Below are 17554 nucleotides of genomic sequence, written 5' to 3'. Positions count from 1 at the left end.
GCCTCGGGGTCCGGCCCGCACGCTCCAGGAAGCGCCCGCGGCTCGGGTGATGTTTGAATGCCGGAGTGACTGACTACGACGTGCTCCGGGTGTTCTGCGGACCCGGCGGCGGGTACGGCAATGAGCTCGGTGTCGTGCGCGACGGCTCCGTGCTGCCGGACCGCGAGGAACGGCAGGCGCTCGCGGCCAAGCTCGGGTTCAGCGAGACCGTGTTCGTCGACGACCCCGAGCGCGGGGTGATCGACATCTACACGCCGACACTGCGGCTGCCGTTCGCCGGGCATCCCTGCGTCGGAGTGGGCTGGCTGCTCGACGTGCCCGAACTGGTCACCCCCGCCGGGACGGTGGGGGTACGGCTCGACGGCGAGTTCAGCTGGATCGAGGCACGCGCCGAGTGGGCGCCGGAGCGCACGCTGCGGCAGTACGGATCGGCCACCGAGGTCGACGCGCTGACCGTGCCGCCGCCGGGGGAGTGGATCTACGCCTGGGCGTGGGAGGACGAGGCGGCCGGCCGTGTGCGCGCCCGTGCCTTCCCCGGCCGTGACGACGGCATCGACGAGGACGAGGCGACGGGCGCGGCGGCACTGCTGCTCACCGACCGCCTGGGCCGCGCTCTCAACATCGTGCAAGGCGCGGGTTCGCAGATCCTCACGGCTCCGCAGCCGCACGGCTGGGTCGAGGTGGGCGGACGGGTCCTGCTGGAACGCTGACGGCCCGGGCCCGAGGCCCCCGGCGCCCCTCCGGCTCGCCGCCGCAGGCCGATTGCGGTTCCGGTACCCCCGACGGTCACGCCGTGAGCGGGAACTCCTCGCCCAGGGCGTGGAAGACGGCGGTGTTCAACGCGAACGCCTGCTTGCACTCCGCGACGATGCGCTGCTTCTCCAGGTCGTCGGCGGGGACCGCGTCCAGCAGTTCGCGGTAGCCGCGCTTGAAGGCGGCCGGATTGGCGATGTCCTCGAAGACGTAGAAGCGGACGCCGTCGCCCTTGCGGGCGAAGCCCCAGGTCTGCTCGGCCTTGCCACGGATGATCTGGCCGCCGGAGAGGTCGCCGAGGTAGCGGGTGTAGTGGTGGGCCACGTAGCCGCCGGGCCACTCCCGCGCGCACTCCGCGACGCGGGCGGCGTAGCACCGGGTCGCGGGCAGGGCGGTGAGCGAATCCCGCCACCCGGGGCCCCGCAGATGGGCCAGGTCGCGCTCCAGGGCGGTGCGGCGCAGCAGCTCGGGCCGGATGAACGGGCCGGCCACCGGATCGGACACCAGCCGGTCGGCCGCGGCCTCCAAGGCCTCGTAGACGAACCACAGTTGCTCGGTGTAGCGCGCGTAGGCCTCGACGCCGAGCCGGCCGCCCAGCAGGTCGGCCATGAACGTCGAGGTCTCCGCCTCCACATGCTGCTCGTGCGAGGCGGTGCGGATGAGTGCCGAGAACGAGTCCATGCGCCGAATCATCTAAGGTAAGCCTTACCTAAGTCAACAGCTTGCCGACCACCTGTCGGGAACTTTCCCGACAGCTTGTCGGTAAAAACATACCCCGACCCGGTCGAGCGGGCACGAAGAAGCCCGCCCTCCGAGGAGGGCGGGCTCGATGCTTCCCGGGCTACGGCTACGCCTGCCGGGCTGCAGCAGTGCCTGCGGGGTTACGGCAGTGCTTGCGGGGCTACGGCAGTGCTTGCCGGGCTACGGCAGGGTGAGGATGTCGGTCCCGCTGTCCGTCACCACCAGCGTGTGCTCGAACTGGGCGGTGCGCCTGCGGTCCTTCGTCACGACGGTCCACCCGTCGTCCCACATGTCGTACTCGTGGGTGCCGAGCGTGAGCATGGGCTCGATGGTGAAGGTCATCCCCGGCTGGATGACGGTGGTTGCGTGCGGGCTGTCGTAGTGGGGAATGATCAATCCCGAGTGGAAGGAGGAGTTGATCCCGTGCCCGGTGAAGTCCCGGACGACGCCGTACCCGAACCGCTTCGCGTAGGACTCGATGACCCGGCCGATGACATTGATCTGGCGGCCCGGCTTGACGGCCTTGATCGCGCGTTCGAGGGACTCGCGGGTCCGCTCGACCAGCAGCCGCGACTCCTCGTCGACGTCGCCGACCAGGTAGGTCGCGTTGTTGTCGCCGTGCACGCCGCCGATGTACGCCGTGACGTCGAGGTTGATGATGTCGCCGTCCCTGAGGACCGTGGAGTCCGGGATGCCGTGGCATATGACCTCGTTGACGGAGGTGCACAGCGACTTGGGGAAGCCGCGGTAGCCGAGCGTCGACGGGTAGGCGCCGTGGTCGCACATGTACGCGTGCGCCACGCGGTCCAGCTCGTCCGTCGTCACGCCCGGCGCGATGAGCTTCGCGGCCTCCGCCATCGCCTGCGCGGCGATGCGGCCGGCGACCCGCATCGCCTCGACGGTCTCCGGCGTCTGCACCTCGGGGCCCGTGTACGGCGTGGGCGCGGGCTTGCCCACGTACTCGGGACGCCGGATGTTTCCCGGGACGGGACGGGTGGGAGAGAGCTCCCCTGGTACGAGCAGCGACTGGCCAGACATGCCAGCGAGTCTAACCAGCGGGCATGGGGGACCATGTCCGTGTCGAAAGGAGCCGGTCATGGCCCTGTTCAAGAAGCGGACCGTCGGCAAGCCCGGCGAGTGGTACTACTGCCTGGAGCACAAGAAGGTCGAGGAAGGCCCCGAGTGCCCGGCCAAGAACCGCTTCGGGCCGTACGCGACCCGCGAGGAGGCGGCCCACGCGATGGAGACCGCGCGCGAGCGGAACCTCGAATGGGAAACCGACCCCAAGTGGCATGACGCGTCGGACACGGAGCAGGCCCCCGAGGACCGCTGAGCCACCCGCACTCGCCGACGGGTCTCGGCCGCGATGGGGCGGGCCGAGCCTGTCGGGCGAGGGTTTCGGGCGGTGCGGGTGGGAAAGCCCCGGCGGTGCCCCCGGGTGGCGGGTCCTTGGCGCCCGACGCCAGGGCGAGCGAACCGGCGGCAGCCCACCCGCACTCGCCGACGCACCCCGGTCGCGACGGGGCGGGCCGAGCCTGTCGGGCGAGGGTTCCGGGCGGTGGGGGTGGGAAAGCCCCGGCGGTGCCCCCGGGTGGCGGGTCCTTGGCGCCCGACGCCAGGGCGAGCGAACCGGCGGCAGCCCACCCGCACCCGCCGACGGGTCTCGGTCGCGACGGGGCGGGCCGAGCCTGTCGGGCGAGGGTTTCGGGCGGTGCGGGTGGGAAACTCCCGGCGGTGCCCCCGGGTGACGGAGCCCTGGAAACGGCCCCCGGACCAGCGGGCCCGCAGCCAACCCGGAGTTCAGAGCGAAGCCCCCGCTTCGACCCCCCGCGCCGCCCGCATCCGCACAGCATGCTCATTCGTCCGGACGTCGTACGTCATCAGTTTCGGAAGGAACGCGGCCAGCACCACCACCGCCCCCACACAGAGCAGCCCACCGGCCCAGATCGACGTCCGCACGCCGGTCCACGCGGCCATGCCACCGGCGCGGACCTGCCCGAGCTGGGGCCCGGCGGAGTACGACAGCAGCTCGATCCCGGCGAGCCGCCCGCGCAGCTCGTCCGGGATCGTCTGGTTCCAGATGGCGGCGCGGAAGATCCCGCTGACCATGTCGCAGCAGCCGCCGAGCGTCAGGAAGAGCAGCACCAGCCACACGTCGTGCACGACCCCCGCCGCGGCCATGGCGAGACCCCAGCACGCCGCGGCGAGGGCGACCATCCGCCCGTGCCGGTGGATGCGGGAGGTCCACCCGCTGGTCAGGCTCACCAGCAGCGACCCGGCGGGAACCGCGGCGTACATCAGCCCCAGCGACCACTCCGCGTCCAACTCGTCCGCGAGGAACGGCAGCAACGCCAGCGGCATCGCGAGGAACATCGCCGCGAGGTCGAGCGCGTACGTGCCGAGCAGCTCCTTGCGGCTCCACGCGTACCGCGCACCCTCCGCGACGGACCGCAGGGACGGCCTGGCCGCCTCGTGCGAGGCGGGCGACGCGGCCAGGCCCACGGCCAGCGCCACCGACACGGCGAAGGTCGCCAGGTCCACGGCGTACGCCCAGCCCAGCCCGGCGTAGGCGACGACGACGCCGGCGAGCGCGGGGCCCGCCACCCCGCCCACGGTCCAGCGCAGCGAGTTGAGGGCGGCGGCGGCCGGCAGATGCTCGTGGGCCACGATCCGCGGCAGGAGCGAGTCGAGCGCGGGCCGCTGGACGGCGACGAGCGCGGAGGACAGCGCGGCGACGGCGTACAGCGGCCACACCGCGGGGTGCGGCAGCGACGCGTTCACCAGGAGTGCGACGCACAGCAGGCCCTGCCCGACCTCGGTACGGAGGATCAGTTTCCGTTTGTCCAGCGCGTCGGCGAGGGCGCCGCCGTACAGGCCGAACACCACCAGCGGCACGAGCTCGACGGCTCCGAGCGCGCCCACCGCCACGGCCGACCCGGTCAGGTCCTTCATCTGCACCGGCAGCGCGACGAAGGTCAGGAAGCTGCCGAAGTTGGTGATCAGCCCCGCCACCCACAGCCGCCGGAAGTCGGCGGAGGTCCGCCACGGCGCGAGATCGGGCAGCAGGGAGCGGAGTCGGGATGAGGGGGCCACAACGGGCCATGCTCGGCGGACGCGCGGAGCGGAGCAACCGCTTTTCCGGGCCACCCGGCCCCGCACCACCGCCCGCGCGACACCGGACCCGTGCCGTCACCGCGCCGGCGTTTCCGGGCGTCACCGTTCGGCGGTGGTCCCGGGCGTTACCGTGCGGCGGCGGCCCCGGGCGGGCACCGTGCGCCGGCGTTCCCGGGCCGTCTTCGTACGCAGGCGGTCCCGGGCGTCACCGCGCGACAGCGTTCCCAGGCGTCACGGCGGGACAGCGTTCCCGGGCGGTCACCGTCCGGCGGCGATGCGAAGGCCGGCGGCCTCGCGTCGGCGCGGGTGCCGACGCGGAGAGCGGCCCCGCGCTACCACCGGTACGACGGCGGAGCCGTCAGCTGGTCCGCGAGGCGGGAAAGGCGGTCGCGGAAGCGCCGGGGCCTCCGCGGCGAGGGCAGCGCGTTCTCCCCGGCCGCCGCGCTGACCAGGTGCTGCACGGTGTCGAGGTCGAGCTCGGGGTCCGTCGGCACGGCGAGCGACTCATGGGCCAGCGCGGGCAGCTCCGGATCGTCCGCGGACAGGGCCAGTACCGTCGCCCCGGCCCTCCGCGCGCCGTGCAGCCGCTCCAACAGGGGCGCGCCGGTCGGGCCCGGCGCGACCACGAGCAGTGTCTCCCCGCGCCGCGCCGCCTCGACGCGGCCCAGCCCCACGGCGAGGTGGGCCGGATCGGACGCGCGCGCCCCGTGCCGCACCAGGGTCGGCGACAGTTCCGGCGTCCCCGACCACGCCGCCTCGTCCACCAGGTGCGCGGCGAGGTGCCAGGGTTCGTACTCCTCGGTGCCGACCAGCAGCAGGCCGCCCCCGTGCGACACGACGGACCCCCGCAGCGCCCCGCCGAACCGCCGCGTGGCGCCCAGCCACTCGGTCCCGGCGAGCACCTCGCGCAGCAACGCGACCCGTACGGCATCCATGCGGACGATCCTGCCTCAAACGGCCACTCGTGACCCGGAGTTCACCACGAATTCGCCCGAGTTGGGCACGGGCCCCGATCACCGGCCGCCCCCAGGAACCGCGAGGAGCCCGCCATGACCGAGCCGACCACCGGGACACCCGCCGCACCCGCAACGACCGGGCCGGGCACCGGGACACCCGCCGCACCCGACAGCGGGCCGACCGAACCAGGCACCGACGTCGGCACCGACCCCGGTACCGCCCCCACCCCCCGTACGGACTCCGCGCCGACCAGCCCCTTCCGCGGCGGCCGCGAGGGCTACGCCAGCTTCCGGATCCCCGCGGTCGTCGTCACCGGCGCCGGCACCCTCCTCGCCTTCTGCGAGGGCCGGGTCGCCTCCGCGCACGACCACGGCCACATCGACATCGTGCTGAAGCGGTCCACGGACGGCGGCCGCACCTGGGGCCCGCTCCTGGCCGTCGCCAAGAACGGCAGCAACCTCGCGGGCAACCCGGCGCCCGTCGTCCTCGACACCGGCCGCGTCCTGCTCGTGCACGTCCGCAGCGCGGCCGGCGCGAGCGAGGACGCCCTGCTGCGGGGCAAGGTGAAACCGGCCGACGGGCGGCGCGTATGGGTGCAGCACAGCGACGACGACGGGCTCACCTGGTCGGCGCCGAAGGAGATCACCGCGCAGGTCAAGAAGGCGGGCTGGCGCTGGTACGCCACCACGCCCGGGCACGCGATCCAGCTGACCGGCGGCCGCGTGGTCGTCCCCGGCAACCACACACTTCCGCCCACCGGCACCGACAACGGCACCGAGGCGAAGTACAACAGCGGTCACTGCCTCCTCAGCGACGACCGCGGTCGCACCTGGTACCTCGGCTACATCGACGAGAACACCAACGGCTACATCAACGTCAACGAGACGACCGCGGCCGAACTCCCCGACGGCCGCGTGTACTTCAACACCCGCAACGACTCCCCGTCGCCCGGCAACCGCGCCGACGCGCACTCCCGCGACGGCGGCAGGACCCTGGAGAAACCGTTCCGCCCGCAGGCCGGGATCGTCACGGCCGTCGTCCAGGGCAGCGTCCTCCAGCTCCGCGACCCGGACCTGCTGCTGTACTCGGGGCCCGCCGACCCCGACTTCCGCGCCCTGATGACCGTCCGCGTCTCCACCGACGGCGGCACCACCTGGCGGACCGCCCACACGGTCGACGGACTGCCCGCCGCCTACTCCGACCTCGTCCGCGTCGACGCCACGACCGTCGGACTCCTCTACGAGACAGGCGACTTCGGCGCGTACGAGACGATCGCCTTCCGGCGCATCCCCGTGACCGCCCTCACCTGACCCGCACGGTCGCGGACCACGCACGTAAAGTCGGCCCATGACCTCTACTGACAGTGCACAGAAGGCTCCCGCCAAGGATCCCTGGGACCTTCCCGACGTGTCCGGGCTCGTCGTCGGCGTGCTCGGCGGCACCGGGCCGCAGGGCAAGGGCCTCGCCTACCGGCTCGCCCGCGCCGGACAGAAGGTGATCATCGGCTCGCGTGCCGAGGAGCGCGCGCAGGCCGCCGCCGAGGAGATCGGCCACGGCATCGAGGGCGCCGACAACGCCGAGACCGCGCGACGCAGCGACATCGTGATCGTCGCCGTGCCCTGGGAGGGTCACGGCAAGACCCTCGAATCGCTGCGCGGAGAGCTCGCCGGCAAGCTGGTCGTCGACTGCGTCAACCCGCTCGGCTTCGACAAGAAGGGCGCCTACGCGCTCAAGCCCGAGGAGGGCAGCGCCGCCGAGCAGGCCGCCGCCCTGCTGCCGGACTCCCGGGTCACGGCCGCCTTCCACCACCTGTCCGCCGTCCTCCTCGAGGACCCGGAGATCGACGTGATCGACACCGACGTCATGGTCCTCGGCGAGGAGCGGGCAGACGTCGAGGTCGTGCAGGCGCTCGCCGGCCGCATCCCCGGCATGCGCGGAGTCTTCGCCGGCCGGCTGCGCAACGCCCACCAGGTCGAGTCCCTGGTCGCCAACCTCATCTCCGTGAACCGGCGCTACAAGGCCCACGCGGGCCTGCGGGTCACGGACGTCTAGGCCGCCGGGCACCCCCGCGGTGCCCGGGACGACGGCCGTCCCGGCCCCCGGGGCCCACGTGGGCCGGCGGGTGACGGCCGTCGACGTCGCGTGGGGGACACTGGTGGGCAAGCAGTGTCCCCCCGACAGGAGCCGACCCCCATGCCCCGCCTCGCGCTGTACGCACTCGCCGTCTGTGTCCTCTCCGTCGCCGCGGCCGTGGTCTCCTTCGCCCAGGGCAGCTGGCTCGGGATCGTGTGGGTGCTGCTGGCGGGCCTCACGTCCAACATGGCGTGGTACTACCTGCGGCGCGCCCGGGCCGGCCGGGCGGGCAGCGGTTCCGTCACCGGCTGACCGTGCAGTACTGGTCGACACCGTCCCAGAAGCGGTAGAGGTTCTGGCCGCAGTAGCGCTGCACGTCGTCGATGCCCAGACCGCCGAGGATCGAGTAGATCGCGTCGAAGAAGACGTGGTTGACCGACGGGATCCACAGCACCGCGAAGACCGCGAGCAGACCGAACGGCGCGAACGGCTCGACCTGCCGACGGACGCCGTACGACAGCCAGGGCTCGATCACGCCGTATCCGTCCAGGCCCGGCACCGGCAGGAAGTTCAGGATCGCGGCCGTGACCTGGAGCAGCGCCAGGAACGCCAGCGCGTACTGGAAGACCGGGGGCACGCCGTCCAGGGCGTGCAGCCAGAACGGCGCGGTGCACACGAGCGCGAACAGGACGTTCGTCAGGGGGCCCGCGGCGGAGATCAGGCTGTGCTTCCAGCGGCCCCGGATGCGGTTGCGCTCGATGAAGACCGCGCCGCCCGGCAGACCGATCCCGCCCATGATCACGAAGAGCACCGGCAGCACGATGCTCAGCAGCGCGTGCGTGTACTTCAGCGGGTTCAGCGTCAGATAGCCCTTGGCGCCGATCGAGATGTCGCCGCTGTGCAGGGCGGTGCGCGCGTGCGCGTACTCGTGCAGGCACAGGGAGACGATCCAGCCGGACGTGACGAAGAGGAACACGGCCACGCCGGGCTCCTCGGCGAAGCCGGTCCAGGCCGCCCATCCGGTCACCGCCATGACGGCCACGATCCCGAGGAAGACGGGGCTGATTCTCCTGTCACTGCGGCGGGAGGCTGCGGTGGTCATATGGGCGAGGCTCCTGAGGTGGTGGGTCGGCAGCGGACATGACGGGCCGCACCGTCGGGCCAGGCAAGTCTGAACCGTGTCTCCCGAGCCTGTCACCCTCGCCCGTGGCCTTCGGGCAGAGCTTCGGCGACGACGAGCTCCCGCGAGGCGAAGGGCGTCGGCCCCGCACTCGGCACAGCGTGCAGGTCGGGGTATCGGTCGCGCACCGACAACCCGAACCGCGCGAGCTCGTGAGCGAGCGTGTCCGAGGAGTCGACTCTGAACGTGAAGCCGGTCAAATGGCGCTCGGTGTTGCCCGCGGCGTCCATGATCTCTGCGTACATGTTGGTGAACTGCCGACGCTCCGCGGGCAGCCGCTGCGCGCCGAGCAGGACGAATCCGCGGCGATCCCCGAGTGCGACCGGCAGGGTGAGCACCTGCTCCGTCGCGGACTCGTCGGGCCGGGCGGGGGTGTGGTCGAGCAGGAGCTGCCCACCCGGCGCCAGGTGTCGCCGGATCACGCGCAACAGGGCGGTGCGCGCGTCCTTTTCGAACAGGGTGAGACTCAGCCCGGCGATGACGACGACGTCGAAGGTACGTCCCAGATCCAGCCCGGTGACGTCGGCCGTCACCCAGTCCACCTGTCCCGCGAAGCCTTCCTCCGCGCCGTGCTTCTCGGCGGCGGCGATCTGCAGGGCTGAACGGTCCACGGCGGTCACCCGACGGCCGGAACGAGCGAACGCAACCGCCGTACGCCCTCCGCCGCAGCACAGGTCGAGTACGGTCTCTGCGGTGCGCGGGGCGTGGCCGACGAACCAGTCGGGATCCTGCCCCGACTGCGTCACCAGCTTGGTGTAGTACGCGCCCAGCAGGCCCTCGAACGGAGGGCTGACAGTGGTGCGGGGGAGTGCCAGGGAGTGGATTCCCGCAAACACCCCGAACAGGCTCTGTGCAGTGTCGTTCTTCGGAATCTCTGACATTTCTTGCTCCTTGGGGTCACATCGAGGGCAGCCGTGCGGCCACGTCCTCTTCCCAGCCGATCCGGGACAGCGTGCTCATGCCGTGGCTGTCGACGAGTTCCGGCAACAGCGCCACGTACGGGTTGACCAGGTCGCTCCATCCGAAGGCCGACACGTAGTCGATGACGTGCATCAGTCTGCGCAGTACAACGACCCTTCCCAGCAGGTCGAAGTCCAGGTCCGGAAGCGGCCGGAGGAAGGAGCTCGCCAGGGAGCCGAGTGGCAGCGCTGTCGCTCCGCCCTCGGCCCGGGAGACGTCGGACCACTCGGCGAGTTCGCCCAGGAGCCACCCGGCGTCGTACTCGATCGCCCCTCGGGACACCGTTTCACCGAAGAGCACCGCCAATTGACGCCGGTCCTGGGCGGGGACCATCGCGGACACCGAGTACTCGCCGTGCAGCAGGCCGGGCCGACGGGGTTCCTCGATCAATTCGCCGGCCCATGCCTCGAGGGTGCGGGCACGGGCCGTACCGGCGATGGTGAACAGTTGGGTACGGAGTCGAGCGTGTCCCCTCGATTCCCCCGATGTGCCGGAGTCGGGCCGGCGCAGCCGGCTGAGGATCTGGCATGCGCCCAGTGGCGGCGGCAGTTCCTGGTGGAACTCGGACGAGGTGGCGAGGGCGTGCAGCGTTGCGCCGGCGGCCGCGAAATACCGAGCCACGGGACCCGCCTGCCCCGACCTCCAGGCCCGTGCCAGGTCTTCGCCGAGGGTGGTGTCACCCGGCAATCGGTAGGTGAACGTGTTGCCCGCACGGACACCCGCGACCAGCCGGGCAGCGTCTTCGGTCTGCGCCGGGATGAGTTCGCCCGGTGAGTCGACGAGGGAGCGGTGTTCTCGCGTCCGCCGCCAGGTGAAGGCATCGCCCATGCGATGGATCCGTGTGCGCACCTTGCGAGATCCGAACTCGCGGTGCGCGGTGGAGGGGACGGAGGTCTGCGCGGTCATGCGGGTACCGCTTTTCGCCATGTTGTGTGCAGTTCCTCCCACGCCTGCGGGAACGGCACGGGGGCGCCAGGGGTTTTCCCGCCCGTTCCCACGCTGAAGCCGTTCACCGTCGGGAGCACTGTGACGTTGCGTGCCGCCTCGAGCGTGGCGAGGTGACGGGTGACGGGTGGCGAGCCCGCGGCCCCGGTGGGAAGGGAAGGGGCGACGACGACGGGTTTTTCGGTGCACTGCAGGGCGAGGAGTGCGGGTGTGTCGGTCATTCCGATGGAAAATCTGGTGAGGAAATTCATCGTGGCCGGATAAACGAGAGTCGCGTCTGCCCACTCGGCGATCTCCACATGGAATGCCCGGTAATGACCTGGGATCGACTCCCACTGGTCCTCGATGACCTCGCAGTCACCGAGTACGCGCAGCGCCTCGGTCGACACAAAGCGAGTGGCATTCCTCGTTACCACGATGCGCAGCTGGACTTCGGGATGGACCGTCCTCACCCAGGAGATCCAGGTGGGCAGATGGGCGGCCGCTATGGCGCCGGTACCCACGACAAGGACATGCATGAAATCACTCCACTGGTCGGGTGTGGTCGGGAGCCGAAGATCCCGACCACACCCCGCAGGCGTTGATCAGCAGTGCACGGTCAGCGTCACGGCGATGGTGACGGGCGGGCCGGTCCGGCCCTCCACCTCGAGGTCGGGGATCTCCACCGCAGCAGCCTCCTCGGGGGAGACGTACATCGCGTAACCTTCGATCAGTTCTGTCGCGTCCATGACTTCCTCTTTCTCTCAACATCAGCCCGTTCAGGCGAAGGGCTTAAAAAAAATGCCTCAATCAGGTGGGTGTGATGACCTCCTCAAGGGCCGGGGAATCAATATTTCGGTGGATTTCGGTCGGCTCGATGTGATACTCGATCAAGCGCTCGCGGACATGCTCCATGAACGGCTTTTCCGGATTCGCGGCCTGATCGAACAGTGCTGCAGTGATGGCCCTCGCACGATGCTGGCCGAAGCTCAGACGCCCCTGTGGGGAATGGTGCACGGGTTCCCATGCATAGGAAATGCCGGCGGCCATAGCACGTGTGAAGGTCGGTACTTCGGTACACAGGGCAAGCTGGGACACTTCCCGGACCAGGCCCGCGACGAGGGGGCGCGCCGCACCGTCCAGGTAGACCACCATGCCGTCGCGCCGGGAGACGAGGCTCGCGCGTGAGATCACCTTGGCCTGATAGGTGGCCTCGGACGCTTCCAGGTACTTCAGCGCTCGTCCCCAGGCCTCGACGGCCATCTCCGCGGTGCCGACATTGACATAGACGCGAAGTATTGGCGCGCGTGGTGTCCAGCCTCTGCTGCCGACCACCGTGTAGAACCCCGGAGAGAGGTGGGGCCGCTGGCATCCGACAGACAGGACGTACCGGTCGCCGTCGATCGCGAGCACTGATTCGGGTGGGAACTCGACGCGTACGCCCTCCAGGCCGAACACGGTTGAATCGCATGCCGGTTGCTGTGCAGCCGTACCGTGCGCACGGCTGTACCGGTGCGGCAGCCGGGAGGCGTAACGCCGCTCCAACTCCGGTTCGGGCGCGCGTACTGGCCGGCTCGTGGCGCTGAGCCCGGTGTGGAAGTGTTCGTAGAGGGCGTTCGACACAGCTCTGCGCAGTTCGTGTTCGGTCTTCGCCGTCACCAACTCGTCGTTGACCTGCGCCTCGAGCAGCTCCGCGCGCAGGACCACCGCCTTCTCGACCGCCAGGGCGCGAGGATCCACCGGATGCGCGCTCATGAGTGGCTCCCCAACCCGAGGACGCCCGCGAACTTCCACGGAGACCTCAGCGCGGTGCTGCCTATGCCCAGCGTCATGCGATCGAGGGTGCTCAGCTGCGATCGGCACTCTGCCGTGGCCAGGACACGCTCCAGCAGGTGCCAGCCCGCATACGCGGTCGCCCGTTCCGCAAGGCCGTCCGCCGGAATCCCCGTCGCAGCCGTGTAGCCGTTCCAGAAAGCCACTGTCTTCGTCCGCGCCTCGGCCAGGCCCGACAGTCCGCGCCCCAGGACCCGGGTGCGCGGGGAACGGTCCTGATCGACGGTCCGCAAGCCGCCTTCGGGCCGCGTGGGAATGGAGCGGACGGCCCGGTACAGCCACTCGCCCGCGAAGGCGCCGACGTCGCGGGCGGGATCGCCCATGTCCCACTCCTCCCAATCGCACAGCAGAGGCCCCGTCGAGTCGATGAGGAATTGATCCAGGCGGAGGTCGGCGTGGATCAGCGTGTGCGGTGCTCGCGTGCTCGCCTCACGGAGCGACGTGAGGCAGGAGGTGGCGACCCCGTCCCTGTGCAGCACGCTCCAGAACTCCAGGACCGCCCCGCTCGCCCGTTCGTAGTAATGCAGGGGCAACGCCTTGAAGAGGTCGGGGCGTTCAGGTTGTGGCGGCGGCGTCGCCGACCGGTCGCCAGGCGCGGTGTGTACCGCGCCCAGCAGCGTCCCGCAGCGACGGGCCAGGCCTCCACTGAAGGCGTCGGAGGCCGCGAGCGAGAGTCCTGACTCCGCATGCCTGAGCCACTGGAAGACGATGATTTCGTTCGCCTCTTCCCAGCCCAGGCACTCGGGGGTGCGGAGGGCGGGCGGCAGGTGACGGCGACAGGTCTGCTCGAAGGAGATCAGCTTCTGCAGGCGGTGCGCTGCGTGGTCGCCCTTGAGCTTCTTGACGAAGACGTCGTGGCCCGAGCTGGTGGTCCCCGTGATGTTCTCGTTGCGCCCCTCGTGCGGCGCTTCGTCCGACGGCTTGAACGTGCCCAGACCCAGTCGTTCCGTGACCTGCCTCGCGTCATCGATCATCGTGGTCACGGGCCCCCCTGTTGATCTTCTGGGCCGCGGCCACACGCTGGTCGAGATTCTCGCGCACACTGGTCAGGGTTTCCCGGTATTCCTTCACGACGTCTCTTTGGTAGAGCTCGGTGAGGTAGCCGGCGACTCCCAGGTAGTTCACCTTCTGTTGACAGACGGCGTCCCTGCCGGCGAGTTTCCGCTCTCGTTCCGACGCGCCGCCAGATTTCGTCGGCACCATTTCCATCGCCGCGCTGCGTGCATCGGCGGGCAGTTTGTACGCGTAACCCGCGTTTCGCATGCAGGAAGCCCAGGATGTGATCATGGAGCGGAATCGCGCATCGCGTTCGATACGGTCCGTCGCCTGGGACTTCAGCGTCAGTATCAGATTCAGGATCTGGGTGGACGAGGTCACCTTCTGGCCGCCGTTGATGCGGGGACGGGTCGTGTGTGCCATCAGACGGGCGTCGGACTCCCCCAGACATCCGGTCTTGGTTACCGGCCGGCCGCCGTATCTGTGCAGGGCCACCTGTTTGGGGGTGTTTCCCCAGCCGTTCATGACCGCGTCGACAGCCTTGCGCTCGGATGCCGACATTCGGTGGCGGGTTTCGACGGTGCCGGGCGATGGTGAGGGCGGCGTCGCCTGCGCGGGCGCCCGGTATCCGTACCGGTTCGCGTCGTTCTCGGAGAGGAACAGCGGAACAGGGTTCCGGACCATTCCGGTGGCGGGGTCTGTCAATTCGCTCTGCACCGGGAGGTCGTAGCGCTTCAGACATTGACCTGCCAGTCTGGTTCGCGCCCGGAGGATGGCAGATTCCTCTTCCTCGTTCTGGAAATATTGATTCAAGGGTGCATGGATGTCGTCGAGCGAGTCGATTTGCGGGATCGGCCGGCCGGTCTTCTCAGATTCGCCCAAGTCTGCAGAACACCCTGCGATGGCCGTGCACGAAACCAGTCCGATCGCCGCAATGCCGACGGGTATGCGTTTCCGCACTCGCGCGGTCCCTTCCTCGCTTGTTTCCAGCAGGGGCCCGCCGCAGAAGAGCAGGCCCCTGACTGATTCTTCAGGCCCTACGAGACGGCGGACGCGAGGTCGGAGCAGGACTTCTGGTTGCCGTGCGAGTCGAACGTGCAGGCCCGGTACCGGATGGGCAGGTTCTCACTCAGGTTGTACTTGACTGGCACACCCCTGTTCGCGCCCTCCTTGTTCATCGCGAAGTTCGGGCACGGCGGATTGAGGCCGCCACAAGGCGTCATCACTGCCCAAATTGCGCCGGTGGAGTAGTGGTCGGCCTTCCAGTCGCCGACCCAGAAGGTGTCACCGTTCGCCTGGAACCAGGCGGAGGCCGAGCCGTTGGGGTTTTTCACAAGGGGACCGTCCTGGCTGGCCTCGGCGGAACCCGCGCCAAGTGCAAGCGTGGTCGCCGCTGCAACACCGACAAATGCGAAGGTCGCTTTGCGGAGAAGGGTACGCATCTTTCTCCCTCGTTGAAAGGAATGCCTCCGGAAACGATTTTTCCCGGCTGCGGTCTCTACGTTTGTTGGCGCCCGCTTCCCTTGTCAACCTGTTTTGCCGGTTGATTTCCATTCGAGAAATGCGCCGATTTTTGGCATGCGGAATTGTCCCCCGACTGTAAAAGCATGCGAGAAAACGCCAGCGCGACACCGTCGCAGGGTGATGGTGTCGTTACGGACAAAAAGCAGGCATGTGGGGGCGCGGCATGGACTGCGGGCCGCACGATGGAACGTGAGCGAAAATTCGCGAAATTGGTCAAATGGTGACGCGGCAGCGTCAGGGTGCGAAGTTGGCGCGAGTGGTCAGCTCGTGCCGCCACACCCCTCCCCGTAATTCCCCCTGGGCATCAGGTGAATGTGTTGGCAACCCTCAGTATGGCGCGACCCTGCATGTGTGATCAATGCGCCAAGCTCAGATGAACCTCAAAATTCGTCGGTGACAACAGTGGGCCCTGCCCGCCGGGTCGGCGGACAGGGCCTCGGTGTGTGTCGTAACCGCTACTGTGGCAGCAGCGCTTTTCAGCCGGTGGCGCGGAATTTATGAAGGGCGACAGGAGCCGCCGTCGCGGTGATGGCAATGGTCCAGCACAGCGTCATCCGCAGATCGAAGGCGATGGGTCCGTGGGTCATCAAACCCCGCGCCGTGTCGGCGAGGTTCGACAGCGGGTTGTAGTCGGTGAAGGTCTTCAGCCAGCCCGGCATCGAGCGTGGCGGCGCAAAGATCGACGAGCCGAACTGCAGTGGCATCAGCACGAGAAAGCCCAGCGCTTGGACGGACTGGGCGCTTTTGAGAACCAGCCCCAGTACCAGGAAGATCCACATCAGTGCCGAGCCGAAGAGGACAGCGAGTCCCACGGCCGCGAACAGACCCGGCCAGTTCTCGATGTCGAAGCCGACCAGCACGCCGACGATCATGAGGATCGTCGTCGCGACGAGCATCCTCATCAGCTCCACCACGATCTTGGCGAAGAGCACCGAACCCTGGCCGATCGGCAGCGTGCGGAAGCGGTCCATGACACCGCTCTGGAAGTCCTGGTTGAAGCCGGTGCCGACGGCGGTGGCGATGTTCATGCCCATCATCGCCATCAGACCGGGCACCACATATTGCACGTACCGGTCCTGCCCGCCGCCGAGCGCCTGGCCGATGGAACCGCCGAAGACATACACGAACAGCAGGGTGAAGACGACCGGCATCAGGACGGCGTCGAACATCGACTCGGGGTCCTGGCGGATCCACAGCAGATTGCGGCGGACCAGGGCGCCGATGTGGCGGGCGTGCGCGCGGGGCGAGATGCGGGAGTCGCCCTCGGTGGCGAGGGGGGCATCGGGGACAGGGGGGAGGGGAGCGGCGGAGCCGCTCTTCGCAAGGGTGGCGGTGGGCGACGGGCTGGCGCTCATACGGCGACCTCCTCGGGGGCGGGGGCGGGGACCTCGTCCTGCGGGGCGGAGGCCTTGTGGCCGGTGAGGGACAGGAACACCTCGTCCAGGCTGGGCAGTTCGGTGGAGATGGAGCCGATGGTGATGCCGCGCGCGGTGACGGCGCCGACCACGGCGGTGAGCTGCTCGTCGCTGAGGACCGGCACGAGCACGCTGCCGGTCTCGGCGTCCACGGTCGTCGTGGCGAGGCCGGTGAGGCCCAGCTCGTCGAACATCGCGGCCAGCGGGCGCAGTTCGAGCGGGTCCACCGGGCGGACGCGCAGCGTGCGGCCGCCGACGCGGGCCTTCAGCTCGTCGATCCGGCCGTTCGCGATGACCTTGCCGCGGTCGATGACCGTCAGCTCGGAGGCCAGCTGTTCGGCCTCCTCCATGTACTGGGTGGTGAGCAGCACGGTGGCGCCTTCGGCGACCATGCGCTTGACCTCGTGCCACACCTCGTTGCGGGTGCGCGGGTCGAGGCCGGTGGTCGGCTCGTCCAGGTACAGGACGGCCGGGTTGCCGATCATGGAGGCGGCGAGGTCGAGTCGGCGGCGCATTCCGCCGGAGTACGTGGAGGCCGGGCGCCGGGCCGCCTCGGTGAGCGAGAAGCGCTCCAGGAGCTCGTCGGCGCGGCGGCGGGCGGCCTTGCGGGGCAGGTCGAGCAGCCGTCCGATCATGTAGAGGTTCTCCCAGCCGGGGAGCTTCTCGTCGACCGAGGCGTACTGGCCGGTGAGGCCTATCACTCGGCGCAGCTGGCGGGGCTGGCGCAGCACGTCGTAACCGGCGACGGTGGCGTGCCCGGAGTCGGGGGTGATGAGGGTGGACAGGCAGCGGACGAGGGTGGTCTTGCCGGCGCCGTTGGGACCCAGTACCCCGAGGACGGTGCCCTCGTGCACGTCCAGGTCCACACCGTCCAGCGCCTTGGTCTCGCCGTAGTGCTTGACCAGCCCCCGTACGGTGACGGCGCTTCCGGCGCTGTCCTCTCGGGGGTTCTTGTCGATTCGCGTCATGCCGACCAAGGTGTCAGCCGCCACCGACAACCGGCCGACAGTCCACCGACAGCCCGTCGGCGCCGCCCGACGCTCACCGACAGGCGGCCGACAGCGCACCGACACCGGGCCCCGCG

The 17554-nt window shown here is 69.7% G+C and carries 20 protein-coding genes; 5 read left to right on the top strand and 15 right to left on the bottom strand.

The window, feature by feature from the left end:
- Positions 1-65: 65 nt before the first annotated feature.
- The gene (locus BKI49_RS10210; protein ID WP_095933911.1) at positions 66-710 is read left to right on the top strand and encodes a PhzF family phenazine biosynthesis protein; all 645 of its coding nucleotides are present in this window, start codon (positions 66-68) and stop codon (positions 708-710) included.
- 76 nt (positions 711-786) lie between these two features.
- Here the strand turns inward: BKI49_RS10210 and BKI49_RS10205 are convergent, their stop codons facing one another.
- Positions 787-1434, bottom strand: coding sequence for a biliverdin-producing heme oxygenase (locus BKI49_RS10205; RefSeq protein WP_095933910.1), 648 nt, complete (start codon positions 1432-1434; stop codon positions 787-789).
- Positions 1435-1674: 240 nt separating this feature from the next.
- Positions 1675-2532, bottom strand: coding sequence for a type I methionyl aminopeptidase (map, locus tag BKI49_RS10200; protein ID WP_095933909.1), 858 nt, complete (start codon positions 2530-2532; stop codon positions 1675-1677).
- A gap of 58 nt (positions 2533-2590) precedes the next feature.
- On the opposite strand from map, the gene BKI49_RS10195 reads away from it, so the two are divergent.
- Positions 2591-2827 (top strand): hypothetical protein, encoded by a 237-nt coding sequence (locus BKI49_RS10195; protein ID WP_095933908.1) that lies wholly within the window; start codon positions 2591-2593, stop codon positions 2825-2827.
- Positions 2828-3294: 467 nt separating this feature from the next.
- On the opposite strand, the gene BKI49_RS10190 is transcribed toward BKI49_RS10195, so the two are convergent.
- Both BKI49_RS10190 and BKI49_RS10185 read right to left on the bottom strand, forming a co-directional pair.
- Complete coding sequence (locus BKI49_RS10190) at positions 3295-4587, bottom strand: MFS transporter (RefSeq protein ID WP_095933907.1); 1293 nt, start codon at positions 4585-4587, stop codon at positions 3295-3297.
- Between the two features lie 353 nt (positions 4588-4940).
- Positions 4941-5543: a hypothetical protein gene (locus BKI49_RS10185; protein WP_095933906.1), complete on the bottom strand. Its 603-nt coding sequence runs from the start codon at positions 5541-5543 to the stop codon at positions 4941-4943.
- A gap of 114 nt (positions 5544-5657) precedes the next feature.
- Between BKI49_RS10185 and BKI49_RS10180 the strand changes: the two genes are divergently transcribed.
- The 3 genes from BKI49_RS10180 to BKI49_RS10170 all read left to right on the top strand — a co-directional run bounded on the left by BKI49_RS10180 (position 5658) and on the right by BKI49_RS10170 (position 7950).
- On the top strand, positions 5658-6875 hold the full coding sequence (locus BKI49_RS10180) for a sialidase family protein (protein ID WP_095933905.1): 1218 nt from the start codon (positions 5658-5660) through the stop codon (positions 6873-6875).
- A gap of 37 nt (positions 6876-6912) precedes the next feature.
- Positions 6913-7617, top strand: a complete 705-nt coding sequence (gene npdG, locus BKI49_RS10175) for an NADPH-dependent F420 reductase (RefSeq protein WP_095933904.1) — start codon at positions 6913-6915, stop codon at positions 7615-7617.
- Positions 7618-7707: 90 nt separating this feature from the next.
- Positions 7708-7950: a hypothetical protein gene (locus BKI49_RS10170; protein WP_257004688.1), complete on the top strand. Its 243-nt coding sequence runs from the start codon at positions 7708-7710 to the stop codon at positions 7948-7950.
- On the opposite strand, the gene BKI49_RS10165 is transcribed toward BKI49_RS10170, so the two are convergent.
- The 11 genes from BKI49_RS10165 to BKI49_RS10120 form a co-directional block, all read right to left on the bottom strand.
- The gene (locus BKI49_RS10165; RefSeq protein WP_095933902.1) at positions 7940-8740 is read right to left on the bottom strand and encodes a site-2 protease family protein; all 801 of its coding nucleotides are present in this window, start codon (positions 8738-8740) and stop codon (positions 7940-7942) included. The genes BKI49_RS10170 and BKI49_RS10165 overlap by 11 nt on opposite strands.
- Before the next feature lie 92 nt (positions 8741-8832).
- Entirely contained in the window at positions 8833-9699 is an 867-nt protein-coding gene (locus BKI49_RS10160; RefSeq protein WP_095933901.1) for a class I SAM-dependent methyltransferase, read from the bottom strand.
- A 16-nt stretch (positions 9700-9715) separates the two neighbouring features.
- Positions 9716-10705 (bottom strand): hypothetical protein, encoded by a 990-nt coding sequence (locus BKI49_RS10155; RefSeq protein ID WP_143658408.1) that lies wholly within the window; start codon positions 10703-10705, stop codon positions 9716-9718.
- Positions 10681-11241, bottom strand: a complete 561-nt coding sequence (locus BKI49_RS10150) for a flavoprotein (RefSeq protein ID WP_095933899.1) — start codon at positions 11239-11241, stop codon at positions 10681-10683. Before BKI49_RS10150 ends, BKI49_RS10155 begins: the two co-directional genes overlap by 25 nt.
- 66 nt (positions 11242-11307) lie before the next feature.
- Complete coding sequence (locus tag BKI49_RS35225; RefSeq protein WP_179332387.1) at positions 11308-11451, bottom strand: hypothetical protein; 144 nt, start codon at positions 11449-11451, stop codon at positions 11308-11310.
- A gap of 61 nt (positions 11452-11512) precedes the next feature.
- Positions 11513-12457: a T3SS effector HopA1 family protein gene (locus BKI49_RS10145; protein WP_095933898.1), complete on the bottom strand. Its 945-nt coding sequence runs from the start codon at positions 12455-12457 to the stop codon at positions 11513-11515.
- Positions 12454-13509 carry a class V lanthionine synthetase subunit LxmK gene (gene lxmK / locus BKI49_RS10140; protein ID WP_257004711.1) on the bottom strand — a complete coding sequence of 352 codons (1056 nt, stop codon included), beginning with the start codon at positions 13507-13509 and terminating at the stop codon, positions 12454-12456. The genes BKI49_RS10145 and lxmK overlap by 4 nt, the downstream gene beginning before the upstream one ends.
- On the bottom strand, positions 13499-14413 hold the full coding sequence (locus BKI49_RS35000) for a hypothetical protein (RefSeq protein WP_143658406.1): 915 nt from the start codon (positions 14411-14413) through the stop codon (positions 13499-13501). Before BKI49_RS35000 ends, lxmK begins: the two co-directional genes overlap by 11 nt.
- 155 nt (positions 14414-14568) lie before the next feature.
- Complete coding sequence (locus BKI49_RS10130) at positions 14569-14973, bottom strand: hypothetical protein (protein ID WP_143658404.1); 405 nt, start codon at positions 14971-14973, stop codon at positions 14569-14571.
- A 558-nt stretch (positions 14974-15531) separates the two neighbouring features.
- Positions 15532-16410, bottom strand: coding sequence for an ABC transporter permease (locus BKI49_RS10125; protein ID WP_095933894.1), 879 nt, complete (start codon positions 16408-16410; stop codon positions 15532-15534).
- The gene (locus tag BKI49_RS10120) at positions 16407-17438 is read right to left on the bottom strand and encodes an ATP-binding cassette domain-containing protein (protein WP_179332386.1); all 1032 of its coding nucleotides are present in this window, start codon (positions 17436-17438) and stop codon (positions 16407-16409) included. Before BKI49_RS10120 ends, BKI49_RS10125 begins: the two co-directional genes overlap by 4 nt.
- Positions 17439-17554 lie beyond the last annotated feature (116 nt).

It is taken from the genome of Streptomyces sp. Tue6028 (assembly GCF_002300165.1).
Lineage (GTDB): Bacteria > Actinomycetota > Actinomycetes > Streptomycetales > Streptomycetaceae > Streptomyces > Streptomyces siamensis.
This window is presented reverse-complemented; position numbering and strand designations above follow the sequence as displayed.